15 protein-coding genes and 1 tRNA gene are annotated in these 25,239 nt (G+C 54.0%); 5 read left to right on the top strand and 11 right to left on the bottom strand.

The features are described 5' to 3' along the window. Positions 1–362 precede the first annotated feature (362 nt). The 7 genes from CSC3H3_RS02615 to CSC3H3_RS02580 all read right to left on the bottom strand — a co-directional run bounded on the left by CSC3H3_RS02615 (position 363) and on the right by CSC3H3_RS02580 (position 16,372). The gene (locus CSC3H3_RS02615) at positions 363–1,349 is read right to left on the bottom strand and encodes a TAXI family TRAP transporter solute-binding subunit (protein ID WP_101283515.1); all 987 of its coding nucleotides are present in this window, start codon (positions 1,347–1,349) and stop codon (positions 363–365) included. A gap of 160 nt (positions 1,350–1,509) precedes the next feature. Further along, positions 1,510–3,624 (bottom strand): site-2 protease family protein, encoded by a 2,115-nt coding sequence (locus tag CSC3H3_RS02610; protein WP_101283513.1) that lies wholly within the window; start codon positions 3,622–3,624, stop codon positions 1,510–1,512. Positions 3,625–3,633: 9 nt separating this feature from the next. Continuing rightward, entirely contained in the window at positions 3,634–5,007 is a 1,374-nt protein-coding gene (locus tag CSC3H3_RS02605; protein ID WP_101283511.1) for an efflux RND transporter periplasmic adaptor subunit, read from the bottom strand. Then, entirely contained in the window at positions 5,004–5,759 is a 756-nt protein-coding gene (locus CSC3H3_RS02600) for an efflux RND transporter periplasmic adaptor subunit (protein WP_101283509.1), read from the bottom strand. Before CSC3H3_RS02600 ends, CSC3H3_RS02605 begins: the two co-directional genes overlap by 4 nt. A gap of 32 nt (positions 5,760–5,791) precedes the next feature. Beyond that, on the bottom strand, positions 5,792–7,471 hold the full coding sequence (locus tag CSC3H3_RS02595) for a TolC family protein (protein ID WP_101283507.1): 1,680 nt from the start codon (positions 7,469–7,471) through the stop codon (positions 5,792–5,794). Positions 7,472–7,516: 45 nt separating this feature from the next. After that, positions 7,517–15,622: a tandem-95 repeat protein gene (locus tag CSC3H3_RS02590; RefSeq protein ID WP_172963386.1), complete on the bottom strand. Its 8,106-nt coding sequence runs from the start codon at positions 15,620–15,622 to the stop codon at positions 7,517–7,519. A 664-nt stretch (positions 15,623–16,286) separates the two neighbouring features. After that, positions 16,287–16,372, bottom strand: a tRNA-Leu gene (locus CSC3H3_RS02580). A 199-nt stretch (positions 16,373–16,571) separates the two neighbouring features. Between CSC3H3_RS02580 and CSC3H3_RS02570 the strand changes: the two genes are divergently transcribed. From CSC3H3_RS02570 to CSC3H3_RS02555, 4 genes are all read left to right on the top strand, one after another. Then, on the top strand, positions 16,572–17,153 hold the full coding sequence (locus CSC3H3_RS02570; RefSeq protein ID WP_101271300.1) for a YqaA family protein: 582 nt from the start codon (positions 16,572–16,574) through the stop codon (positions 17,151–17,153). A 36-nt stretch (positions 17,154–17,189) separates the two neighbouring features. After that, positions 17,190–17,714: a disulfide bond formation protein B gene (locus tag CSC3H3_RS02565; protein WP_101271298.1), complete on the top strand. Its 525-nt coding sequence runs from the start codon at positions 17,190–17,192 to the stop codon at positions 17,712–17,714. A gap of 332 nt (positions 17,715–18,046) precedes the next feature. Next, positions 18,047–18,943, top strand: a complete 897-nt coding sequence (locus CSC3H3_RS02560) for a helix-turn-helix transcriptional regulator (protein WP_245881247.1) — start codon at positions 18,047–18,049, stop codon at positions 18,941–18,943. 144 nt (positions 18,944–19,087) lie between these two features. Next, positions 19,088–21,295 (top strand): TonB-dependent siderophore receptor, encoded by a 2,208-nt coding sequence (locus CSC3H3_RS02555; protein ID WP_101283499.1) that lies wholly within the window; start codon positions 19,088–19,090, stop codon positions 21,293–21,295. A 98-nt stretch (positions 21,296–21,393) separates the two neighbouring features. On the opposite strand, the gene CSC3H3_RS02550 is transcribed toward CSC3H3_RS02555, so the two are convergent. Together CSC3H3_RS02550 and rpmB are read right to left on the bottom strand one after the other, a co-directional pair. Continuing rightward, positions 21,394–21,960, bottom strand: a complete 567-nt coding sequence (locus CSC3H3_RS02550; RefSeq protein ID WP_101271294.1) for an HNH endonuclease — start codon at positions 21,958–21,960, stop codon at positions 21,394–21,396. 416 nt (positions 21,961–22,376) lie between these two features. Next, entirely contained in the window at positions 22,377–22,670 is a 294-nt protein-coding gene (gene rpmB / locus CSC3H3_RS02545; RefSeq protein ID WP_073953319.1) for a 50S ribosomal protein L28, read from the bottom strand. 683 nt (positions 22,671–23,353) lie between these two features. On the opposite strand from rpmB, the gene CSC3H3_RS02540 reads away from it, so the two are divergent. Next, complete coding sequence (locus tag CSC3H3_RS02540; RefSeq protein WP_101271292.1) at positions 23,354–23,542, top strand: hypothetical protein; 189 nt, start codon at positions 23,354–23,356, stop codon at positions 23,540–23,542. 186 nt (positions 23,543–23,728) lie between these two features. On the opposite strand, the gene CSC3H3_RS02535 is transcribed toward CSC3H3_RS02540, so the two are convergent. Both CSC3H3_RS02535 and CSC3H3_RS02530 read right to left on the bottom strand, forming a co-directional pair. Continuing rightward, positions 23,729–24,328, bottom strand: coding sequence for a glutathione binding-like protein (locus CSC3H3_RS02535; protein WP_157831808.1), 600 nt, complete (start codon positions 24,326–24,328; stop codon positions 23,729–23,731). A gap of 206 nt (positions 24,329–24,534) precedes the next feature. After that, positions 24,535–25,134, bottom strand: coding sequence for a short chain dehydrogenase (locus tag CSC3H3_RS02530; RefSeq protein WP_101283497.1), 600 nt, complete (start codon positions 25,132–25,134; stop codon positions 24,535–24,537). Between the last annotated feature and the right edge of the window lie 105 nt (positions 25,135–25,239).

The raw sequence follows: 25,239 nt of genomic DNA, 5'->3' as shown, positions 1-25,239 counted from the left end.
TCATGCATAGCCAGGCAATGGTAAAAGATACAACCACACCAATATTACCGGGAATTAAACGGCGAAAATCGCGGCATTTTGGCAAAACAACATCGTTTTCACCGTTATCAACCTGCCAAAAATACAACTTTAACCTGATTTATCCTGAAAAATTAATCACCTCAAAATAAGCTATCGGGCGGAAATCCGCCTGAAAGATGTATTTTAAATAACGCATAATCAGAATTTTAATTTCAAATTTTGTAAACTGCCTGTGCCAGCCAGCCGCCTGTTACCAATCTGCACTGCATCAGGACCACGCAACAAAAAGGCCCCTGCTATGCACAAGGGCCTTTCGAAATCATTGCGGCCAAACGCCCCTGTTATGGTTGCGGTTGCAAACCAAGTGCTGCAATCGCACTTAATGCCCCTTCGTGGATCGGGGCAAGGTGGTCATTGATCATGTCTTCGGGTTTCAGGACTGAAAATGAATCATGCAGGCGGGCGAAATCGGCGAAATGGCCCAGCACATCCGTCGTTAGCCGGTTGACCGTCCCGGCCGGTTCCTTTGCCGTTGTGACCAGCACCGCACGGACGCCAAAACTGTTCACCGCACTGCCAGTACCTTCATAAAGATCACCGGGGATGCTGACTTTTTGATAAAAGCCGTTTTCCGAAACCAGTTTATCAATTGCGGGTCCTTCGACATTAACCAGTTCGACATCGCAATTATTGGCAACGTCGGAAATTGCGGCGGCCGGATGGCCCACGGTGTAAACCATCGCATCAATCTCGCCATTGCAAATCGCCTTGGCCATGCCGGTTTCGCTTAATTCGGTGGTGCCCCCCAGGGCATCATAATCCATGCCATAGGCTTTCATCACCACATCCATGGTGCTGCGTTGCCCGGACCCTGGCAGGCCGATATTGACCTTTTTGCCCTTTAAGTCCTCAAACCCGATAATTCCGCTGCCTTTGCGGGCGACAAGCGTAAAGGGTTCGGAATGCAGTTCAAACACCACACGAAGCCCGTCAAACGGGCCGTCCGATGCAAAAACCGATGTTCCGTGATAGGCGTGATACACCCAGTCAGACTGCACAATGGCAAAATCAAGCGAGCCATCCCGCAATGCCCGGATATTGGCAATGGAGCCTGCCGTGCTTTCAGTAAAGCAGCGCAGATCGGTCGCCTGGCTTTCGCGATTGACCATTTCACAAATGGCACCACCCGCCGGGTAATAGATCCCCGTTACGCCGCCGGTGCCAATGGCAATATCACCCTGCCCGGCCTGTGCATGCCCCAACAGGGCCGGCGCGATCAGCGCGACTGCAACAAACGCTTTGGCTGCATGTTTTATGTTCCAGCACATTTCAACTTTCCCTATTCGCACCTTAAATACCAAACCCCATGATCAAAACCGACCCTCCCGGTCTTCACGTACCTGCCAGGCCCTTTGCATCAAGCCTGGCCTAATCCATCCATCGCGTGTCACCCATCACCCATCCCGCACGGATGGCATCAATACGCCCCTAAAACCCTGTTTCCCGCGATAACAATGCCCGCACCCGGTCATAGGCGTAACCGGCGAGGGAATAGGGTTTGCTTTGGGAATAAACAACGCCGCGCAGCACATGGTGAATATCACCAAATCCGTGCTGGTCTGGCATTTCAACCATCACCTGATACTGGCCATGTTCGGGCACCAGCTGGCCGTTTACATCTTCGCGCACGGGAATTTCGCCGCCATTGATCGATGCCAGCATGGGTTCGGTCAAAAATTCGGCCGGGACGCTTTGCACATCGCGCACAACACCATCCATCACCGGGTAATCCCCGGCTTCGGGGTAAAAGCGCGCCGCGCTGCCAGCCGAGACCAGCGACCGGTCCCGTTCATCGACATAGGCGGTTAAAAGGCCGGTCCCCTCGGCCACCAGCAAAAACAGCGGCTGTTCGCGGTTAACCCAGATGCCCTTTGCCAATAACGGGTCAATATCGGTTACCAGACCCGCAAAGGGTGCACGGACTGTCAATCTGTCGCGCCGGGCGATCAGGCCGGTCATGCGGGCCTGTTCTTCGGCATATTCCTGGTCAATGATTGCGTTTTCGCGCGCTGCCATCTGGTTGACGGCGGTTTGCTGTTTTGCCAGGGCAATGATTTGCAATTTCCGGTCCGACTGGGCAATGGCCATATCAAGGTCCGGGTCCTGCAATTGCAGCAAAACATCGCCTGCCTTGACCTGGCGGTTTTCTGTCGGGAAATCGGCGATCAGGGCGGCATCACTGGCATGGATCACCAGCCGGTCCTGCGGGGTTAAAATGGCGGGCATACCAACGCGGAAACTTTGCGGGACCAGCACAAATGCCAGAACCAAACCCAGCAATGCCATCGAAACCCAGGCCCGTGGTTGCGCCAGCCAGTTTTTGCGCCCGGCAATCCAGGTTGCCAGTTCCCGCACCAGTGGCGACAATAATAGCAACCATATTTCAAATATAGCAATTATAACGCCAAATGGCTTGCCTAGCATGACATAGGCGAACATCGCAATCCCGGCAAAGATGAATGAGCGGATCACCCAGGTCGACCAGGCAAAGGCGATCATGAAATGTTGCAAACGGGGCGGTACAATTTCGGGCACGGGGGCGTGCCAGCCCAAAATTGCGCGCCGCAATTGCCATTTCCCCATGGCAAAACAGCGCGTTTGCAAGTTCCGCATGCCAATCAGATCGGCCAGAATGTAATAGCCATCAAAACGCATGAACGGATTAAGGTTGATGGCCAAAGTCGCAATCCAGCCGGTTGTTGCCAGGGTAAAACAGGCTGTTCGCGCCGGGCCATCGGGCAATAACAACCACCCCCAGGTGCACAAAATTGCCAATATGGTTTCGGCAATGATCCCGCCGCACGATATCAGCAATCGGTGGCGATGGTTTTCCACCCGCCAGCTATCGCTGACATCGGTATAAGCCAGCGGCAGCCCCAAAATAAACATCAGCCCCATCGCCGGTACATGGCAGCCCAGATGTTTGGCGGCAAAGGCATGGCCCAGTTCGTGAATTGTTTTGGCAAAAACAATTGCCAGCAACAAAACCGTTGCGCCCTGCACATCAAGAAAGCCGGTAAAGGTCGCCAGAAATTCATCCCACTGGCGCGAGACCAGAACCAGGCTGGAAATACCCAGAAACGCCATCACCACCCAGAACGGGGCCGAGAAAATAAAGCTGACCGCGCCAACAAATAATGACAGCATCCGATCAGGCCGGATCAGGCGGACACGGAAAAACACCAGCGAAGACAGGGACTTTTCCAGTTGCGCCAACAACCCCTTTTCCGGCGGCAGTTTGGGCGAGGTTGAACGGCGCAAAAGCTGGTTTTGTGCCAGATAGGCAATAAATTCGCCCAGCTCGCCGCGGCTGATATGGTGGCGTGTTTCGCGCGCCATGGCATCGATCAAGGCCTCGATCGAACCCAAACCCCAGCGCGACAGCAATTCATAGGCGACCGGGCGCAGTTCAAGATAGCGGTTGCGCAGCGGATCAAAGACCAGCCACACCGCATCGCCGCCAATGTCGCGCGACCGGCTGACAAAGCGGATATTTTCACGAAGAGGCGGCAACAGGCCGCTGGCAGGAAGGAATTTTTCCATCGCCCCCACCTATAAGCCGACAAACTGCCGTAACGCGGCAATGGGCCTGCGCAGCAGCGCATAAGCCAGCAGGATTTTATCGCCTTCCAGCCGTGCCGTACCGCGCGCGCCCAACAGGTCGGTATTCAAGGTGCCATCAATATCGGCACGATACCGATAGGCCATGGTGCCCGCCGCCGTTGGCTGCGCCTGATAGCCAATGCTGGTCAGCTTTGCGGCAATGGGCCGGGTTGGATCAATATCAAGAAACAGCGTCACCGGCGCCCCGTTGGCAAGCGGGATCAGGGCACCTGCGGGCAGTTCGATCTGTGCTTCAAGGTCATTGGGCTGGGCAATTGTCATCAGGCGCTGCCCGGCCTTAACCGGCTGACCCCGCCAGTTAAAGCGATGGTCATACACCGCAACACCGGCAACCGGGGCGGTAATGCGATGGCGTTCAAGCTTGTCCCGGGCATTTGCCAGTTCCTGCTTGGAAAGCTCGACCTTCAATTCCCAGATCGCCATCTTCGCCTTGCTTTCGGGCATCAGATAGGCTTCGTGGCGGTAGCGTTCCAGTTCGGCTTCGGTCACGGCAAGCGACCGGCTGGCAACGTTCTGTTCCATTGCCAGTTCGGTCTGATCCATGCGCACGACCATCTGGCCCGGTGTTACCGCCTCATAGGGGCGCACCAGCACATCGGCGATAATGCCATCAAAGGGGGCAGTGATGGGGGTGGGTTGCCGCGCAACGATTTCAACCGGGGCAAGGGCGGTGATGGGCACGGGAATAAAACCTGCGGCACAAAGCAGAACCACCACAGCAATCAGCCATTTTTTACCCTTGCGTGACCCAAAGCGCCTTAAAAACGGCCGGTCATCCAGCGATGCAATGGCATGACCATAACATTCCGCCATTGGTTCGGCGATCAGGCGGTCCCGATCCTGAAACGGGGTATCACGCAGCAAAAGAAGCTTGCCCGCAACGCCACCATCAGGATGCTTTAGCACCATCAACATGCAGTAAGGCGGAAGACCCGATGCCAGATCGGCAGGGGGTGCAAGGGCGGCTGTTTCAAAGGGTGTTACATCGTCATCGGTTTTGCGCTTGGCAACCTTGCGCAGCCAGTCGCCCAGACCGCTGGCATCTTCGACATTATGCACATCGGTCGCACTGATGACCGACCAGCCGCGTGCCTTGGGCCGCATGAAAAAGGCCAGCGAATGCTGGTGCAGGCGTGCGGTTTCATTGACAAGATAATAGGCCAGCGACCGGGCATCGCGCTGCTGGCGGACTTCGCGTTCAATCAGCAAGGCGGTTGAAAGATGCAATAGGCGCCCGTCAACCGAAATGCCCCCATTGCCCGCACCTGCGCCCGGCTTCGGCCCTGGCCCTGATCCAGTCATTGGCTTTGCCCGGCCGGACTGTCAAAGGTGACAAGGCCGCTTTGTCCTGGCACCAGCCCTTTGATGTCCTTGCCCTGCAAAATGCCTTCGACCTTGACGGTCTGGCTGGCGGCATCCACCGATGCGCCGATACGGTCAATTTTGCCTTCTACCGCCGGGGCCTGCCCGGCCAGCTGGAATTTCAGGCCCGTTTTGCGATCCAGCCAGGTAAGCCAGGCTGCCGGTGCAACAATGCTGACGCGCAAAGGCGCATCGCGGCCAATACGCATCATGGGTGCGCTGGCATCCACGCTTTCAAACTGGCGCACGTCCTGCGACAGAACCACCCCGTCATAGGGCGCAATGATCTGACATAACCGTTTGCGGCTGCGTGCTACTTCCAGTTCGGCGCGTGCACGCTGCACCGATGTTTCCGCCAGCACCAGATCAAGGGCACCGGCGGCGTTCAGTTTATCAAGGTTCTGGGCGTTTTTCAGTTCGGCCTTGGCCCCTTCCACGGTTGCCACGGCAACGGCTTCTTCCGCCTGAAGAATTTCGCACGAAAAACCGGCCAGCACCTGGCCCTTTTTAAAATGCTGTCCTTCATCAAATGGCAGGTTGATGATACGCCCGCTCATCTGCGAGGAGACAACAACTTCGTCCTCGGCAATCAGAATGGCGTGCGCGGTTGGCTGGGAATAATCGCTCTGCGCCCATGCCGGCGCAGAGCAAACAGTTAATCCCATCAAGGCCCAAAAAGCAAACTGTCTCATATCGCAAAGCACTCGTTCTGGCTGACCAGTCCTTAAAGGTCCGGGGTCGTCGGAACAGAACTGACGATTGCTGCGGCTGCAGCATCGTCTTCGCTGTTCATTGCTGCCTTTTCAGTCTGTGCCAGATCGTCCGTCCTGTCACCCGGAAGCGTTGCATCAGCGGTGCTGTCTTCATCCTGGCTGATCTGGGTAAAATACTGGCGTTTGAACATGCCATTGCGCACCCAGGCATCTTCGGCATCCTGCAGGGCGGCGGTCAGCACACCCACTTCGCGGGTGCTGGGCAGGTCGTTATAAATATTCACGCCGCTGGAATACATCAGGCGGCCCATGGCATTTTGCACCTGGGCATATTGTTCATCACGGCGCAATTTTGCCACCAGACTGTCAAGTTCCAGCTTGATCAACTGCAATTCGCCCAGATTGCGCGATCCACCCTGGTTGCGCTGGATGGTTTCGATCTGTTCGTTGATTTCGGCCAGGCTGTTAGTGGTGGAATAGGTGGTTACGGCTTCTTCGTAATCAAGAAACGCGATATTGACCTGCGCCATCACCGCCATCCCCAGGGTCTGACGCCGCAGAAGGCTGACTTTTTCCTGCTTTTCGGCCATTTCAACTTCGGAATTGCCCCGCAGGAAATTCAGCAGGTTCCACGAAACCTTCAGGCCGACTTCGTTCCAGCTTTGATTAAGCAGATACTGGTTGCTGTCAAAGTTAAGCGAGGTTGAAAACTCGATCCCCGGAAACATGCGGGCGATCGATTTTTTGATTTCAAGTGCGGCAATGCGCTGGTTATAGCCAGCTTCGATAATTTCCGGGCGCGATTGCAGGGCAATCAGGGCCAGATTATCGGGTGATGCGCCAATATCGGTAACCGGTTCGGGTGATTCTTCGGGCACTTCGAGCCGGTAATTGGTCGAAGGCACGATATTCATCAGCTTTGCCAGTTCCATTTTGGACTGCAAAAGCCCCTTGCGGATGGTGCGCAACTGCAACAGCTTGTCATAAAGTTCCCGTTTGTAGGACAGGATATCAAGCGGGTTTTGCAGACGATCATTCTGGATGCGGTCAGCCGTGACAATGGCGGTGTTCACGCGCTCGAGCATCTGTGTCACATCGACCAGCAGGCGTTCGGATGCCACTGCGCGCCAATAGGCGGCCCGTACATCCTGCAGCAATTCGCGCACGACACGTTTATGGCGTTCCTGCGCCATCAGCGACTGGTTGGCTGTCTGTTTGACGGTGTAATAATTCACCCCGAAATCCAGCACATTCCAAGCAAAACGCAAATCCGCCGTTTCGCGCGTCTGGTCAGACGAGCTGGAGGTTTCAAGTGATTCCCGACCCGTGGTCACAGAATAGCTGTTTGATGCCTGCACGTTGGACCGGCGGCTGACACCGGCCGATGCAATGGCCTGGGGCAGAAAATCCCAGTACCCGGCAGCGATACGGTCTTTGGAAATATCTTCCTCAAGCGCATCAAGGCGGGTTTCAAAGTTGTAAATCAGCGCGCGTGCCATTGCTTCATGCAATGTCACAACCTGGTTGGGCTCAAGCTCCTGTTCCTGCACCGCTTTCATGGTGTCGATCATGAGCTTCTGACGTTCCCCGATCGTCAGTGGTTCGGTTACCACCGCACAACCGGAAAGCAGCATGGCCAAGAGAACAGTCGTTGGTGCCTTCTTTGAGGGCAGTTTTAAAAGACCTAGCATTAATTTATCCCGGTACCTTGAGCCTGTAGAAAACCGGTATGGGCATCACCCCTGCATCAGGCGCGCTTGCCATACGTCACGTGCAATTCGAATTTCCGCCATTTGATCGGCAAAGCCACTTTTTGCGGCCAGATCCGGGGCATCGGTGGGAACATGCGCTCCATCCGTGTCCTGGTTATCAAGCGACGCCAAAAGCTGTTCGATCCAGTCAAGCGATGCCTGGTCACCTGGCTGTATCGCATTGTTCGCCCCGCCAGTTGCCCCTGGTGCCGGGGCAAGGCCCGGACCATCGGGTACTTTCGGGGCATTTGCATCACTGCCCTGGCCTTCCTCAACCACGGGCTCGACAGTGATGATCACTTCGACTTCCTCGCCATCGACGCGCTTCAGTTTGACCTTCACCTGATAGGTGGAATTGTCACCTTCGGGGCGTTCGCCGCGCAAAATCAGGGTGCCGGTGGCACCATCGGTCTGGATCTGCATCCAGGAGGGCAAACCTTCCTCGACCGAAACCTCGATCCGGCCAGCACCGCTGTTATCCTTGGCCGAGATCACATAGCTCTGGATGGCAAGATTACGCTCGCCCGGGGCATTGGTGGTTGCGTTTTGCCCGGTCTGGTTCCCCTGCCCGTTAGCACCCTGTGCATTCGGCCCAGTCTGGCCATTCTGGCCATTCTGTGCATTTTCGCCCTGGGTCGTGCTGCTGCTGGTTGTTGCCGTTGTGGTGGTGGAAACAACGCTGCTAACCGAAATGGCGATATTCTGAACCGTCTGCTGGCTGGTGCCCTGCCCGGTAAAGACAACCGTGCTAAAGCCCGGGCCATTACCGGTTGTGATAATGGTTGGATCGTTGACCGGACCCTGCTGCTGGTTGGTGGGTTCGGGGGTCAGCGGTGTTTGGGCGGGCGGCGTTGCAATGACCGGCGCGGGTGCGGGCGTGGGTGCCGGTGTGGGGGCCGGGGTTGGCACCGGTGCCGGGGTTGGTGCTACGGGCGGAATATAAACAGTTTCCGGAACATCGGTGACATTCACCGTGATCAATTGTTTGGTTACGCCCCCATTGCCGTCGGATACGGAAACTTCAACGATATAGGTGTTATTCGCACCAATATCGGTCGGGTTTTCATAATCCGGTGCGGCTTTGAACACCAGCGCGCCAGTCGCGGAATTAATGCTGAATTTGGCCCCATCCTCGCCACCGCTGATGGAATAGGTCAAATTCTGGTTTTCGGCATCGGTTGCGGTAACGGTTGTTACCGCCGTCTGGTTTTCGGACACGGAAATGGTTGCAGTGCTGCCACCGCCATTTGACGTGACAGCGGGTGCGGTATTCGGCCCGACATTAAAGGTAATCGTATTGGGCGTTGCCGAATAATCGGTGCCGTCATGAACCTGGAATTTGAAGTTGGCATAGGCATTGCCACTGCCACCCTGGGCCGGGCTGAAGCGCAGATTGCCCGCATCAAGGTCAGCCTTGCTGATTTCCTGGTTCAGCGTCACATCCACCCAGGATGTGCCATTGTAATATTGTAGCTGACCGGCGGCTTCCAGCGTGGTGATCCGGATTTTGGTCAGGGCGCTGCCTTCGGTATCGCCATATCCAAGATCGGATGTCTGGATCACAACCGGTTTTTCATAGGTTGTCGACAGGGTCTTATCGGCCGCCGTCGGTGCATCATTCACCGCCGTAACATCCACGGTCATGGTGTAGGCAGAAGATGAATAAACAGAACCGTCCGACACCTTGAAGCCGAAGCTGTCATAGCTGCTGCCATTGGCATTGGCTGCCGGGGTGAAGCGCAGATTGCCGTTATCAATATCGGCCTTGCTGATTTCCTGATTAAGCGTCACATCCACCCAGGACGTGCCATTGAAATATTGCAGGCTGCCCTTGGTTTCAAGCGTGGTGATCTGAACCTTTGCCAGCGGGTCATTATCAACGTCGGCAAAATTGAACTCACCTGCCGTGAAGACCTTGGCAGTGTCTTCGTTGGTAGTGACAGTATTATTCGCCGCCGTCGGTGCGTCATTCACCGCCGTGACATCGACAGTCATGGTGTAGGCAGAAGACGAGTAAGCGTTTCCGTCCGACACCTTGAAGCCGAAGCTGTCATAGCTGCTGCCATTGGCGTTGGCTGCCGGGGTGAAACGCAGATTGCCGTTATCAATATCAGCCTTGCTGATTTCCTGGTTCAGCGTCACATCGACCCAGGACGTGCCATTGAAATATTGCAGGCTGCCCTTGGATTCGAGTGTGGTGATCTGAACCTTTGCCAGCGGGTCATTATCAATATCGGCAAAGTTGAATTCGCTGGCTGCAAAGACCTTCGCGGTATCTTCGTTTGTGGTGACAGTGTTGTTCGCCGCCGTCGGGGCGTCGTTCACCGCCGTAACATCCACGGTCATGGTGTAGGCAGAAGACGAGTAAACAGAACCGTCCGACACCTTGAAGCCAAAGCTGTCATAGCTGCTGCCATTGGCATTGGCTGCCGGGGTGAAGCGCAGATTGCCGTTATCAATATCGGCCTTGCTGATTTCCTGATTAAGCGTCACATCCACCCAGGACGTGCCATTGAAATATTGCAGGCTGCCCTTGGTTTCAAGCGTGGTGATCTGAACCTTTGCCAGCGGGTCATTATCAACGTCGGCAAAATTGAACTCACCTGCCGTGAAGACCTTGGCAGTGTCTTCGTTGGTAGTGACAGTATTATTCGCCGCCGTCGGGGCATCATTCACCGCCGTGACATCCACGGTCATGGTGTAGGCAGACGACGAATAAGCGTTTCCGTCCGACACCTTGAACCCAAAGCTGTCATAGCTGCTGCCATTGGCGTTCGCTGCCGGGGTGAAGCGCAGATTGCCGTTATCAATATCGGCCTTGCTGATTTCCTGATTGAGCGTCACATCGACCCAGGATGTGCCATTGAAATATTGCAGGCTGCCCTTGGTTTCGAGCGTCGTGATCTGAACCTTTGCCAGCGGGTCATTGTCAACATCGGCAAAGTTGAATTCGCTGGCTGCAAAGACCTTCGCGGTATCTTCGTTTGTGGTAACCGTGTTGTTCGCCGCCGTCGGGGCGTCGTTCACCGCCGTAACATCCACGGTCATGGTGTAGGCAGAAGACGAGTAAACAGAACCGTCCGACACCTTGAAGCCAAAGCTGTCATAGCTGCTGCCATTGGCATTGGCTGCCGGGGTGAAACGCAGATTGCCGTTATCAATATCAGCCTTGCTGATTTCCTGATTAAGCGTCACATCCACCCAGGACGTGCCATTGAAATATTGCAGGCTGCCCTTGGTTTCGAGTGTGGTGATCTGAACCTTTGCCAGCGGGTCATTGTCAACATCAGTGAAGTTGAATTCGCTGGCGGCAAAGACCTTTGCGGTATCTTCGTTGGTGGTGACGGTGTTGTTCGCCGCCGTCGGCGCGTCATTCACCGCCGTAACATCCACGGTCATGGTGTAGGCAGATGACGAATAAGCGTTTCCGTCCGACACCTTGAAACCGAAGCTGTCATAACTGCTGCCATTGGCATTCGCTGCCGGGGTGAAACGCAGGTTACCGTTATCAATATCGGCCTTGCTGATTTCCTGATTGAGCGTCACATCGACCCATGACGTACCATTGAAATATTGCAGGCTACCTTTGGTTTCGAGTGTGGTGATCTGGATTTTTGCCAGACTGTCGCCATCCACATCGGCAAAGTTGAATTCGCTGGCAGTGAAGACCTTGGCGGTATCTTCGTTTGTCGTAACGGTGTTGTTCGCCGCCGTTGGCGCGTCATTTACCGCGGCAACCGTAATGGTGGCCGTATCGCTGCCGCTGGAACCGGTTTTATCGGTCAGGGTGAAAGTTGCGGTGCGTGCCGATGTATCAGGATTTTCCGAGCTGTTATTAAAGGTAATGGAACGGGTAAGTTCCTGCACGATGGCATTGGTGGCGTTGCTGGTGAAATTGATCGTCAGCTTGTCGCCAGCGCTTACGACACCGTCATTGGCGGTGCCGCTGGTTTCTTCGATGGTGCCAATAATCGTGCTGTTATAAAGCAGGTTGCTGCCAGATATGGAGAAATTGCCACTGGTCGCAATCGACAGGCTGTCGCTGCTTTGCGCATTTGCCGTTAACTGGACTTCGAGCTTGGCGCTGGCATCCCAATCACTATCGCCATCGCTGTCCGATGCGGTTGCACTGCCATCAATCGCGGTTGCACCATCGCCTTCGGTAAAGCTGAGATCAGCAACCGAAATGGTCGGCGCGATGCTGCCGGTAACATCGATGGTCATGGTATAGGCATCACTGGAATATGCGGTTCCGTCAGATACCTTGAATTCAAAGCTGTCATAGCCCTGACCACTGGCATTGTTGACCGGTACAAACCGCAGATTGCCATTATCAATATCGGCCTTGGTGAATTCCTGGTTCAGCGTCACATCGACCCAGCTTGTGCCGATGAAATATTGCAGCGTTCCGGATGTTTCCAGCGCGGTGATCTGGATTTTGCTGTAATCGGTTGATTCCACATCATTAAAGGTGATGTCGGACGATGCAAAAACCTTCGGCGTATTGATCGCGGTTATTACGGTGTTGTCTGCCCCTGCTGGCACATCATTTACCGGCGTAACATCCACCGTCATGGTGTAAGCGGAAGCCGAATAATCCGTGCCATCGGACACTTTGAATTCAAAGCTGTCATAGCCTGTGCCATTGGCATTCGCTGCCGGCATGAAACGCAGGTTGCCGTTATCGATATCAGCCTTGCTGATTTCCTGATTGAGCGTCACATCAACCCAGGACGTGCCATTGAAATATTGCAGGGTGCCGTTGGTTTCGAGTGTGGTGATCTGGATTTTTGCCAGACTGTCACCATCCACATCGGCAAAGTTGAATTCGCTGGCGGTAAAGACCTTTGCGGTATCTTCGTTAGTGGTAACGGTGTTGTTCGCCGCCGTCGGCACATCATTTACCGGCGTAACATCCACCGTCATGGTGTACGCAGAAGACGAATAAACAGAACCGTCCGACACCTTGAAACCAAAGCTGTCATAGCTGCTGCCATTGGCATTCGCTGCTGGCATGAAACGCAGGTTGCCGTTATCGATATCAGCCTTGCTGATTTCCTGATTGAGCGTCACATCGATCCAGTTACCGCCCGATTGATATTGCAGGGTGCCGTTGGTTTCGAGTGTGGTGATCTGGATTTTTGCCAGGCTGTCACCATCCACATCGGCAAAGTTGAATTCGCTCGCTGTAAAGACCTTTGCGGTATCTTCGTTTGTCGTAACGGTGTTGTTGGCCGCCGTCGGCGCATCATTCACCGCCGTTACATCCACGGTCATGGTGTAGGCCGAAGACGAATAAACAGAACCGTCCGACACCTTGAAACCGAAGCTGTCATAACTGCTGCCATTCGCATTCGCCGCTGGCATGAAACGCAGGTTACCCAGATCAATATCAGCCTTGCTGATTTCCTGATTGAGCGTCACATCAACCCAGTTACCGCCCGATTGATATTGCAGGGTGCCGTTGGTTTCGAGTGTGGTGATCTGGATTTTTGCCAGGCTGTCGCCATCCACATCGGCAAAGTTGAATTCGCTAGCTGCAAAGACCTTTGCGGTATCTTCGTTTGTCGTAACGGTGTTGTTCGCCGCTGTTGGCGCATCATTTACCGGCGTAACATCCACCGTCATCGTATAGGCGGAGACTGAATAGACCGTGCCGTCGGAAACCTTGAAGTCAAAGCTGGTATAGCTTGTGCCGCTATCATTGGCCAAAGGCGAAAAACGCAGCTTTCCGGCATCGATATCGGCCTTGGTGATGACCTGGTTCAGCGTCACATCAACCCAGGTACCGCCCGAATTATATTGCAGGCTGCCCTTGGTTTCCAATGTGGTGATCTGAACCGATGCAAGGCTGTTGCCATCGACATCGGAGAAATTGAAATCAGCCGCGGCAAAGACCTTTGGTGTGTCCTCGGCCGTCGTGACGGTGTTGTTGGATGCCGTTGGCGCATCATTTACCGGGGTCACGGAAATGGTGGAGGTGTCCGAACCGGTCAGACCGCCCTTGTCCGTCAGGGTGAAGGTGGCAATACGTGCCAGGGCCAGCGGATTTTCCGAGCTGTTAAAGAATGTAATCGAACGCGCAAGTTCCTGAACAATGGCGTTGGTCGCATTGCTGTTGAAATTGATCGTCAGCTTGTCGGAACCGGTGACAATACCGTCATTGGCGGTTCCGCTGGTTTCGGAAACCGTGCCAATCACCGTTCCGTTATGCGACAGATTGCCGCCGGAAATGGTGAAATTACCGTTGGTGGCAATCGCCAACTGATCGGTGCTTTCGGCATTCGATGTCAGCTGGACTTCCATTTTGGAATTGGTGTCCCAATCGGTATCGCCATTGCTGTCTGATGCACTGGCACCGGTATCGATCTGGGTTGCGCTGTTGCCTTCGGTAAAGCTGAGATCACCCACCGTAATGGTTGGCGCGGTGCCGGTGCCGGTGCTCAGGGTTTCAGGGTTGCCAAGCGACCCTGTTACGAACATGCCAAGCGACGAATAGGTCGCGGTTTTATCGGCCGTACCATCATTGATACCGCCCATATCACCATTAAGCGAGTTGGCCTGCTGCGCGGTGGCAACAACAAAACGCAGATTGGTATCTTTATTGATGCCGGTATTGCCGTTAATCGACGAAATAAGCGCGCCGCCACCCCCGGTCACCTTCAGTGTGTTGACCTTGGAGAAGAAATTATCCGCATTGACCTTGAAGGTCAGGAAATAGTCGGTGTCACCATCGTTATCGATATTGCCATTTGCACCACTATCAATATCGGCAACCCGGCCAAAATAGCTTGAAGCACTGCTGGAATAGTTCAGAACCGAACCCGTAGCATCCACAGAAACGGCTTCTTTGGTGACAATGGCAACAGGGTTCTGGCTATCGAGGCTGGTGGTGCTGGGCGAGTTATTGGCACCGGTGCCGGCACTGTAAACGTTAATGGAAAAACCCTGCGAGGTGCCAAATGCCATCAGGAAGGCATCAAGGTCGCCGTCGCCATCAACATCCATGCCCATCCAGGCATAACCGCTGAAACCCTGGCTTTTATCGGCAGAATGGTCCGTGCGAAGACGAAAATAGATTTCATCATCACTGGTAGTGCCCGTCGTGCCATTGTCATCATACTTGATGTAAAGCATGGCATTGCTGGCATCGCCTACAAGGTCAACAGCCGCCGTTGCCTGGGTATCCTGGCCCGGGTCAAAGGACCCGCCTTTCAGAACTTCGGCAAAATTGGTGCTGGCCGCACTCATCGCGGTGGTCAGAACGCCCTGATAACCGCTTAGCGGTGCCAGCACGCTGGTTTCAATGGCACCGACATGTACTTCCAGGTCCCAGTCCCCGCCCAAGGCAGCCAGGCCGGTAACGTCATCGGATGCGGCAACATCCGCACCGGTAAGTGCCGAAAATGTATGCAAAAATGCCTGACCGGCAACACCATCCCCCACTTCGCAACCGTAAAGCAGAATATCGGCATCCGCCGTCATGCTGGTTTGCCAGGACGCCAGAACATCGCTTGAGCCCAGCAGCGTTTCAGTGGTGATGGTTTTGCCACCCAGTTCAATCGCGCCATCATCACCGTGGGAAACGATATGCAACCCGCTGACCGAGCCGACTTCGGACATGATCCGCGCGATCTGGCTTAGAGCATCTTCGCCGCTATCAAGCGCGAAAACCAGGGTGTTGCCATCCAACTGCGACAGCAGATCATCAAGACCATCAATCGAGGGATCATAGATCACCACTTCGCGCGGGGTCAGCGCGACACTGGCGTCAACACCGCCAAGGTCGGTTATTGCAATGTCGGAAATGCTGGCTGAATCAAGTGTGGCGCTGCCATCAGTCGTTCCCGCGTCAGCTACGCTGTCAGCACTGGCACCATCAACCGGGCTGCCCGTTGCCAGTTGCGCGCCCTGGCTATTGAAGGCATCGCTTGCGGCTGTGGCATCCTGTGTGTCCTGAACATGCTGGTCAACAGCGGTACTATCCGCATCGCCCAAAACAGTGTCTGCGACAATCGCCCCGGCGCCGTCAAACATAACGCGCGGTTCAAGTTCCGAAATCAGCCGGGAGGAGAAAAAACGATGAGCCATGGCAACCCCAACACACACAACGCGGAACATATACATTAGCATATTCTACCAAACGTTGGTATATCACCGATCCTAGACTACGAAAACAGAATTATAACATCCCCAAAACTGTTCAATTAATGGTTGTTTGGATATTTTTATATTTAAAATCAATAAATTAATAACACAGTTTGGAATCCTGACAAATGCTGACCTTCACTTTTTTGGGGCATTATGCGTCAGAATAAGTGCATATCATTGAGAATGATTTTTAATACCGACGGTTGCGTTGCCACCATCCCCCATCAATGCGTCCCATTATCCCTTATTGGGGATTATTTTACACAATAATTCAACTAAAAATATATATTTCTTGCAACCTGCAATCACAGCGATATGGCGCAATTCCGCCAATATTGGAATTGCGACTCCGGTTACCAGCAAAAAAAGACTCGGCAAAGGAAGACAGGCAAGAAGTACCGCGACGGCCATTCCGGCATTTATGCTGGCGTTAAACGGCAAAACTGCCTTTGGCAAAACCGCAAAAACCAGGAAACGTTAATCGTGCGGAAAACAAACCGCCCCTACAGATGCAGGCGGGCAGATGCAAACATGCCGCAACACATCGATGCCAGAAGAAAACTTCCGGGCATAAAAGATGATTTTCGGATATTGGGAAATTCGATGGTGCCCCCGGGGAGAATCGAACTCCCACTCACAAAGTGAAACAGATTTTGAGTCTGCCGCGTCTACCAATTCCGCCACAGGGGCAGCAAGGCGCATGTTGCGCCGTCCATCGTGGGGGCGGATAATAGCGAGAATTTTACGGCGGTCAATGGGGCTTTGCTTAAAAAAATCAACTTGATCACGTTTGCGTCAGAAACCATTGCAGCCGCCATTCAAATAGAGTTACATCCCCTCATCCTTCAGCATACGGCCCATATGCGGCCTGAAATAAAGGTCGCCCCTGGTGCTTCGCAGACTTTATGACTGGACCCTTAGCCTGGCATCCCATCGCCATGCTGCAATTGCCCTGGCCGTCATTGCCTTTGTTGAAAGTTCATTCTTTCCGATCCCGCCAGACATCCTGCTGATCCCGATGATTTTAGCCGCACGCAACAAGGCGTGGCGCTATGCGACGATTTGCATGGTCGCATCCGTTCTGGGCGGGCTGGCAGGCTATGCCATTGGTCATTTTCTGTTTGAAAGTGTCGGCCAGCCGGTATTGGGCTTTTATGGTTATGCCAGCAAGTTTGAACAGTTCCGCGACTATTATAATGAATGGGGCGCGTGGGCCGTGTTTATCGCCGGTGTTACGCCCTTCCCCTATAAGGTCATTACGATCCTGTCCGGGGTGACGGGGCTTGATCCGGTCATATTCTCGGTGGCATCGGTGCTGGCCCGCGGGATCCGCTTTTTCCTGATTGCCGGTCTGATCTGGCAGTTTGGCCCGCCCATCCGCGATTTTATCGAAAAGCGCCTGGGTCTTGTCTTTACCATTTTCATTGTGGGTCTGGTTGGCGGCTTTGTTGCCATCAAATACCTGCTTTAAACCTGCTGTCCCCCCTTGCGTTACGGATGGAGCCCCATGGCATCTTCATATTCCCGCCGTCGTACCCCTTCGCCCCTGCCCGGCCTGTTTGTGTTTCTGGTTTCCGCCGGAAGCCTTGGCTTTGCGTTTTATGCGCAATATGTGCAGAAGTTTCTGCCCTGCATTCTCTGCCTGTATCAGCGCGTTCCCTATTATAGTGCAACGGGCCTTGCCATTATTTCGCTGCTGCTGATCCGCCAGCCGGGCCTGTCACGCGGGATGATTTATTTGTGCGGGCTGGCCTTTGCCATTGGCGCAGGCATTGCCTTTTACCATGTTGGCGTTCAGGAATTGTGGTGGGACGGCCCGGAAATGTGCGGCGGCCTGACCAGCGGCGCATCGAATGTTGCCGACCTGAAAGCACAGCTTCTGGCACAGCCGATTGTCCGTTGTGACAAAATCGAATGGAAACTGTTTGGCATTACCATGCCGACCGTGAACCTGTTCTTTTCCATCGTCATGGCTGTTTTCTGCTTTCTGGCACCGCGCAGCAGCATGATGCGCACCACCGGCCAGAACTAAGCCAAAACGAGGTATCGCTCGACCAAAGGGCCGCCTGCATTGTCCAATGAGACGGATAAGCGCATATCAACCCCAGGAACATAGTGCGAGTGCAAAAGCCGGTACATCACGTGCCGGCTTTTTCTGTGCACAAATTCTTTGCGCAGATTCTTTGCACAGCTCGACGATCCAGACTCCTCCGCCCAACCCGGCGCTTTCAAAGCATCTTTGATATTTGCTTTTCCATATGCTGAAAATGCGAATCGTTCTTGTTTGCATGAAATTTCCGGGTATATTCAAATGCATGATTTCATCGCCAGTCAAACGCACACAAAACCGGGATTGATCCGAACTTGAACAACGCCGCATTCCATCCCCAGATGACCACAAGGATCGAGGGTTTCTCGCTTCTTGATGATTTGCGATTTCGGCGATGGAACAGTGCGATCACTGATTTGTGGCAGGTGGAATGCCAGCGTTCGGCGCACGGCACCTATATGTCGCAGGCACCCCGGCTGGTTGCCATTCTGGACTGCGTTGGCGATGGCTGCATGGAAGTGCGATCAACGGCGAAAACACCCAGCCCGCAACGGCAGATGCAGGGCTGCCTGTCCTATATTCCGGCAGGGATGGAGGTATCCTCCTATGTTCGGGATAATTGCCGGTTACGCCACCTTGATATCCACTTTGATATCGATGCGCTTGAAAACAGCCTGGAAAGCGCCTTTAACCGCACGGCCCTTGAAACACCGCAGATCGGATTTTGCCATCCGCGCATCAATGCGCTGGTGCATCTTCTGGCCGATGATCTGGAAAACGGCATGACATCGCCGCAGATTTACGGCGAAGGCCTGCTGACCGCGTTAACCGCGGCCCTGCTGCAATCCAGCAATTTTGGCGAACCGCAGCGCAAACGCGGCAAATTATCGCCCCATCATTTGCGCAAATCGGTTGATTATATCGAGGAAAATTGCGCCCGGACCATCCGCCTGGATGAACTGGCGCAGTTAACGGGATTATCGCAATCCTATTTCTGTTCGGCATTTCGCGAATCAACCGGTATGCCGCCCCAGCAATGGCAGATGAAGGCCCGCATCAACCGGGCCAAGGACATGCTGCAAAACAGCAACACGCAGCTTGCTGCCATTGCCGCCCATGTCGGCTTTGCCGACCAGGCGCATTTAACCCGCGTATTTCGCAAAATCGCGGGCACTACACCCGGTGCATGGCGAAAAGCCCGGCTGATGTAAAAAAGCCAAAATCCGTTCAATACAGCCAAATCCGGTTCAATAATCCCGCCTGACGCTATGCTATTGAGCGGCCCCTATGGTAGATGGCCCGCCGGTTTTGACCCTGCTGGTCGTCATTCAGACATCTGGACAGGGGAGACCACAATGCATTTATCGGGATGGAAATATTCATCAATCCTATTGGGTGGGACGGCACTGGCGCTGCTGGGCGCCGCACCGGATTATGCCCGCGCGCAGAGTACCAACAGCACGGAAACCACCACACAGGCAGAAAGCACATCAGATAACCCTGTGGTGCTTGATCCCATCAAGATCACCCGCGATGCCGAGGCACAGGATGCCACATCGCCGGTGCGGGGATATGTTGCCAAACGCACGGCAACCGGGTCCAAATCCGATACCCCGATCGAGGAAATCCCCCAATCGGTATCGGTTATCGGGCGTGAGGAAATGGATCATCGCGGGGTGGACAAGCTTGATGAAGCATTGCGCTATACCGCGGGTGTGTTTACGCAGCCCTACGGGTCGGATACCGATACCAACTGGTTTTACATTCGCGGCTTTAACGCCACCCAAAGCGGTGTTTATCTCGACGGTCTGCAAAACTATGCCTATGGCTTTGGCGCCTTTCTGGTCGAAGATTATAACCTGGAACGGGTTGAAGTGCTGCGCGGGGCGGCATCGGTTCTTTATGGCGGCACCAACCCCGGCGGGATGGTGAATTATGTCAGCAAGCGCCCCACGGCCGAACCGATGCACCAGCTTGAACTGTCGGTGACCGATACCGGCAAATTCGGCACCGGCATTGATTATAGCGACCGGCTGAGCAACACAGCCGCCTATCGCCTGACCGGCCAGTTTACCAATGGCGAGGAACAGGCCGATGACAACGAAGGTTTCCAGGGGTCCATTGCACCCAGCTTCCTGTGGACACCCAATGACGATACCAGCCTGACCCTGCTCAGTAGCTTTACCTTTGTCGATGGGCAGCATAATGGCGGGCTGGGCTTTTTGCCCTATACCGGCACGGTTGTTTCCGCCCCCTATGGCAAAATTGACCCGGAAACAAACTTCACCGAACCCGACCTTGATAAGGATGTTCGTCGCCAGTTTATGGTCGGATACGAGCTGGAACACGAGATCAATGATGATCTGACCTTCCGCCAGAATGCCCGCATCGGCCATACCGACATTCACGAAGTTTATTATTACCCGTTTGGCTATGCGGTTGGCGGTTCGGCCCCGACGACAAGCAACTATAACCTGACCCGTTACGGGTTCGAGCACCGGACCAAAATTACCTCGATCGGGCTGGATAACCAGCTGGAACAGAAATTTACCACCGGCAGCCTTGATCACACCCTGCTGGGCGGGATTGACCTGAAACGCTTTCATATGAAGCGCACGGAATATTCAAGCTCGGCAACGGCGGTAGACCCGCTTAACCCGGCGCATGGTCAGGCGCAACCAGCCATGTCGGCCTATCTGGACCAGGATATTGACCTGAACCAGATTGGTTTTTACACCCAGGACCAGATCCGTTTTGGCGATGGCTGGACCACGACATTGAACGGCCGTTATGATTATGTTTCGACCGATGCCGATGACCCGATTTCAACCAATAACAATTACGACGACACCGAAGGCGAATGGAGCGGGCGTGCTGGCCTTGCCTATAATTTCGATATGGGCCTGACCCCCTATGTCAGCGCATCGACCTTTTTCAACCCGGTTCTGGGGTCCAGTGCACAGGGCGTTTTCCGGCCCGAAACCGGCGAACAATATGAAGCTGGCCTGAAATATGTGCCGCAAAACTTTGACGCGCTGTTCACCCTTGCCGTTTTTGACCTGACCCGCCAGAACGTAATTACCGGCACCTTTGGCAATGAACGCCAGCTTGGCGAAGTCAATTCACGCGGGATCGAATTTGAAGCCAAGGCCAACCTGACCAAAGAACTGAGCCTGACAGCCAGTGCAACGGCCTTTGACCTTGAAATTACCAAGGAAGAAAACCAGAGCCTGATTGGCAAACAGCCGGTTACCGTGCCGACCGAAATGGCAAATATGGGGCTGGATTACACCTTCCGCGACGGAGCACTTGACGGGCTTCGCCTGGGCGGTGGCGTGCGCTATCAGGGGGCATCCTATGCCGATGATGCCAACCAGTACAAAGTCCCCTCAGCCACCGTTTTTGATGCCGGCATCGGTTATGGCGTTGAAGACCAGTGGGACCTGAGCCTGAATGTGTCAAACCTGTTCGACAAGGAATATGTCGCGGGTTGTAGTTCGGTTAATGCCTGCGGCTATGCCGAAGGCCGCACGGCCCTGCTGAAGCTGACCATGAACTGGTAAAAGTGCTGGTCATATCTAAATCAAAAACGCCGATGGCACTGTCCATCGGCGTTTTTTATTGCGGCGGGCAAAGGGCTTTAGCGTACGAAAATTCAAACCTAGAAATCGTATTCCAGTTCGGTATCCCAGTATAAAAAATCCCGCCAACTTTCATGAAGATAGTTTGGCGGGAAGGATCGTCCGATAGCTTGCAACTGCTGCATCGTGGGCTGGTCGGGCCGCCGGCGTAAATGAAGACCAGCTTCTTTCACCGATCGGCTTCCCTTATGCAGGTTGCACGTCCCACAGGCAGCGACAATGTTGGTCCAGTTGGTACGCCCGCCCTTGGACCGGGGCACGACATGATCAAAGGTCAGGTCGTTTACCGGCAGGCGGTCACCACAATACTGGCAACTGAAACGGTCGCGCAAAAAGACGTTAAAACGGGTAAAGGCAGGTGTGCTTTTGATCGGCACATATTCTTTTAGCGAAATGACGCTGGGCAGCTTCATTTTAAAGGAAGGCGAGCGTACCTCGCGGTCATATTCGGAAAGAACATTGACGCGATCAAGGAACACCGCCTTTAGCGTATCCTGCCAGGACCACAAAGACAGCGGGAAATAGCTTAACGGGCGAAAATCCGCGTTAAGAACAAGGGCCGGACACGTATTGGGCGATAGAAACATATCATCCGCTCCGCCGTGTTTACAGAGTCGTACCGCCTGTCTAGCATCTTCGTCACACGGGGCTGATGAATATCCTGTGACGTTTTACATACGGGTGGTAACGCACACATAAATCACTGATTGAGAAGATTATATACGAATTTCCCAAAAGCGCAAAATCGCTTTTACGCCGAGTCGCCGCATTGCAAAATAATGCCGGAAAGCCCCGTGTTTTCCACACCATCCGACCCGTGACCAGACCATCAGCCAAAGCCGTTTAAACCGGCCCTGGCACCATTTGGCAACCAGCACCACCACGGACAAACAAAAACAGCCGGAACGCATTGTCCGGCTGTTTTTCGGCCCTGTGGCCATATCTGAAAAGCAAAAAGGCCCGCCAATGACGGACCTTCGTACTTCGTTAAAGCAAAATTGCCTTAGGCAGCTTTTGCTTCAGCAGCTTTAACGATCTGACGCTTAACCTTCAGCAGATCGGCATCAAGCTTGGTGTTAGCCGTGCCAATCAGGTATGCATCCAGGCCACCACGTTTTTCGATGGTGCGGATTGCATTGGTGGTCAGACGCATACGAACCGAACGGCCGAGCGTTTCGCTCAGCAGCGAGGTCTGCTGCAAGTTCGGAAGAAAACGACGTTTGGTACGATTGTGGGCGTGGCTCACATTCATGCCGACCAAAACGCCTTTGCCGGATACCGGGCAGCGACGTGCCATGACCTGATCTCCTGGTCTAATTTCGCAAAAGGACGCTTGGCCTGAACACGCAGGCCCGCGCTTGGAGCCGGGTTAATACTGCCTCAAACCAGTGCCGTCAAGCCTCTTCCACGCAATTTACCTGCAATTGCTGCGGAATTGTGCGTTTCCCCGCCAGTTTGGCGTTTTTTGGCGGTTTTGGCCCGTCACAACGGCCCGTTACCGCCAAAATACCCTGTCCGTTGCCCTGTATAACCGATCAATATTTGCAGGTCACGCGGGCCTTTTATCCACAGCCGCCCGGTTGTTTGGGGATTCGCCCCCATGAAACCGGAGATTCGCGATTCTGGCGCATCCCTCACCCAGCCAAACACCCGTTTGATCCCGTTTAATCCCGGTTGGCCCTGCCCAGGACCCGATATATGCAGCCTATATATACCCTATATATAAGGTACATCGCGAATGCGCGGGCTTTGACAACGCCAGTTAGGGGCAGATCATCAGGCCGGGCTAATACCAGGCAGGCCGCCCCTGTGAATTCAGACGGGAATATGTTTAACTGTGAGGTAGAAAAGCATCCTGCCCTTTTGCAAAGGGCGTGATGATATTGATCCTTGTCAAAACAGTTTTCGCCCCCTGATGGTATAAGTCCCGCAGATTTTCAGGGGACCCGTCCGGGCCCATGCTTGGGGAGCAATGCATCGATGAAAACCGATTCCAAAGTCGCCTTGCCGTTAATCGGCATCCTGCTGGTCGCCGTAATTGGCCTGGTTCTGTATCTGAGCGGTTATGTCCTTGCCGCCCTGGGTATTTCCATTGCTTCGGCCTGGATTTACGTTGCCCTGGCACTGGTACCGGTTGCATTTCTGGTTCTGCTGGATTTCAGCCGCTAAGCAGGCCGAAACCACACCATTGATGCCCAAACAAGAACAGCCTGCCGGCCTTTGCCGCAGGCTGTTTTTTTCGTATCCGCCCCGCCCCGGCAGGAAACCACACAGGCACGAAAAAGGGGCGATTAACCGCCCCCATTAAGTTTTAACCACTTTTTGATTATCAAACCGGTTTTAAGCCCCTTTGACTTAATCAGCCAAAAGGCCCTCGGCGCGCAGCGCAGCCAGAACCGACGGGCGCGCGCGCATGCGTTCGCCAAAATCACCAATATGGGGCCAGCGGAAAATATTGATGCCCGATATGCCCGCCCAGTTAATGGCGACAAACAGATAGGCATCGGCAACGCTGAATTCCCGACCCAGCAGATATTTCCTGCCATCGGAAAACAGGTTTTCATATTTTTCAAACTCGGCCGAAAGCCGGGCGATCGCCGCATTGCGAATGGCGTCGTCCTTTACCTTCTGATGCAGGGGTTCAAACTGCACATGAAGCTGCTGTTCGATATCGCGCAGGAAATCATCCATGCGCGCACGGGCGGGCGTTTCCGGTTCGGGTGATACACCGCTTTCCCAGAAATGATCCGCCAGATAATGAAGGGCACCAGCACAATCCGTAATCATGTGGTCGCTGGCAAGTTTAAGGGTAGGAATGCTGCCATCGGGATTGATGGCCAGAAAATTTTCGCCGTTTTCGGTCTTGTTGTTTTTATGATCAACCTTAACGAGGCTGAATTGCTCCCCTGTTTCCAGCAGTGATATGTGCGTCGAGAGTGAGCAAGCCCCCGGCATGTAATACAATATCATCTTGATACGTCTCTTGGCTTTGCATGCGACAACCTGTCCCCCAACAGCCGCCAACTATCGCGCTATAAATGGAATACGTGTGCGCGAACGCAAGGGTTAGTTACCAATCACATGCATTTTTATAAAAAAAACGCACCAGAATGTTTTCCGGTGCATTTTTCTGCCAATCCGACGTTACCCGGCCAGCAAGATCAGAAAATTTCAAAAACCTGACCGGTCTGCAAACCTTCAACCGATTTGGCGTATCCCAGCGCGGCCCGGGCAGCTGGCACCGGATCATGCCCGCGAAAGAAGGGACCATAGCCTTCCATGGCCTCGGTAATGACACCGGGGCTGACCGCATTCAGGCGCAGGCCCGGTTCCATTTCAATGGCGGCGGCACGGACAAAACCCTCGACCGCGCCATTTACCATGGATGCCGAACTGCCATAGCGAATCGGATCTTTGGTTAATATCCCGGTGGTCAGGGTAAAGGATGCACGGGGGCTGACGAAATGCCGCCCGATCAACACCAGGTTAACCTGGCCCATCAGTTTGTCATTAATGCCGATGCGATATTTTTCATCATCCATTTCGGTAAAATCACCAAAATGGACCTTGCCCGCCGTTGAAACCACGGCATCAAGCGTACCCACCTTTTCATAGGCAGCACGGATGCTGGCCGGATCGCAAATATCGATCTTTACATCGCCGCTGCTGCGCCCGGCGGTGATGATGTCGTGGCGTGCGCCCAGTTCGGCGGCAACGGCCTTGCCAATGGTGCCTGAGGCCCCAATCAGAAGAATCTTCATCTCGTTATCTCCATTGTTTGTGGAAGAAGGATGAAATGATCTTCTCACAGCATCATTGGTTCGATAACATGCCAATTACCAAACATTTTGTTTAATATATTAAAC

It is taken from the genome of Thalassospira marina (assembly GCF_002844375.1).
Lineage (GTDB): Bacteria > Pseudomonadota > Alphaproteobacteria > Rhodospirillales > Thalassospiraceae > Thalassospira > Thalassospira marina.
Note: the sequence above shows the minus strand (reverse complement) of the source record. Positions and strands in the feature narration are given on the sequence as shown.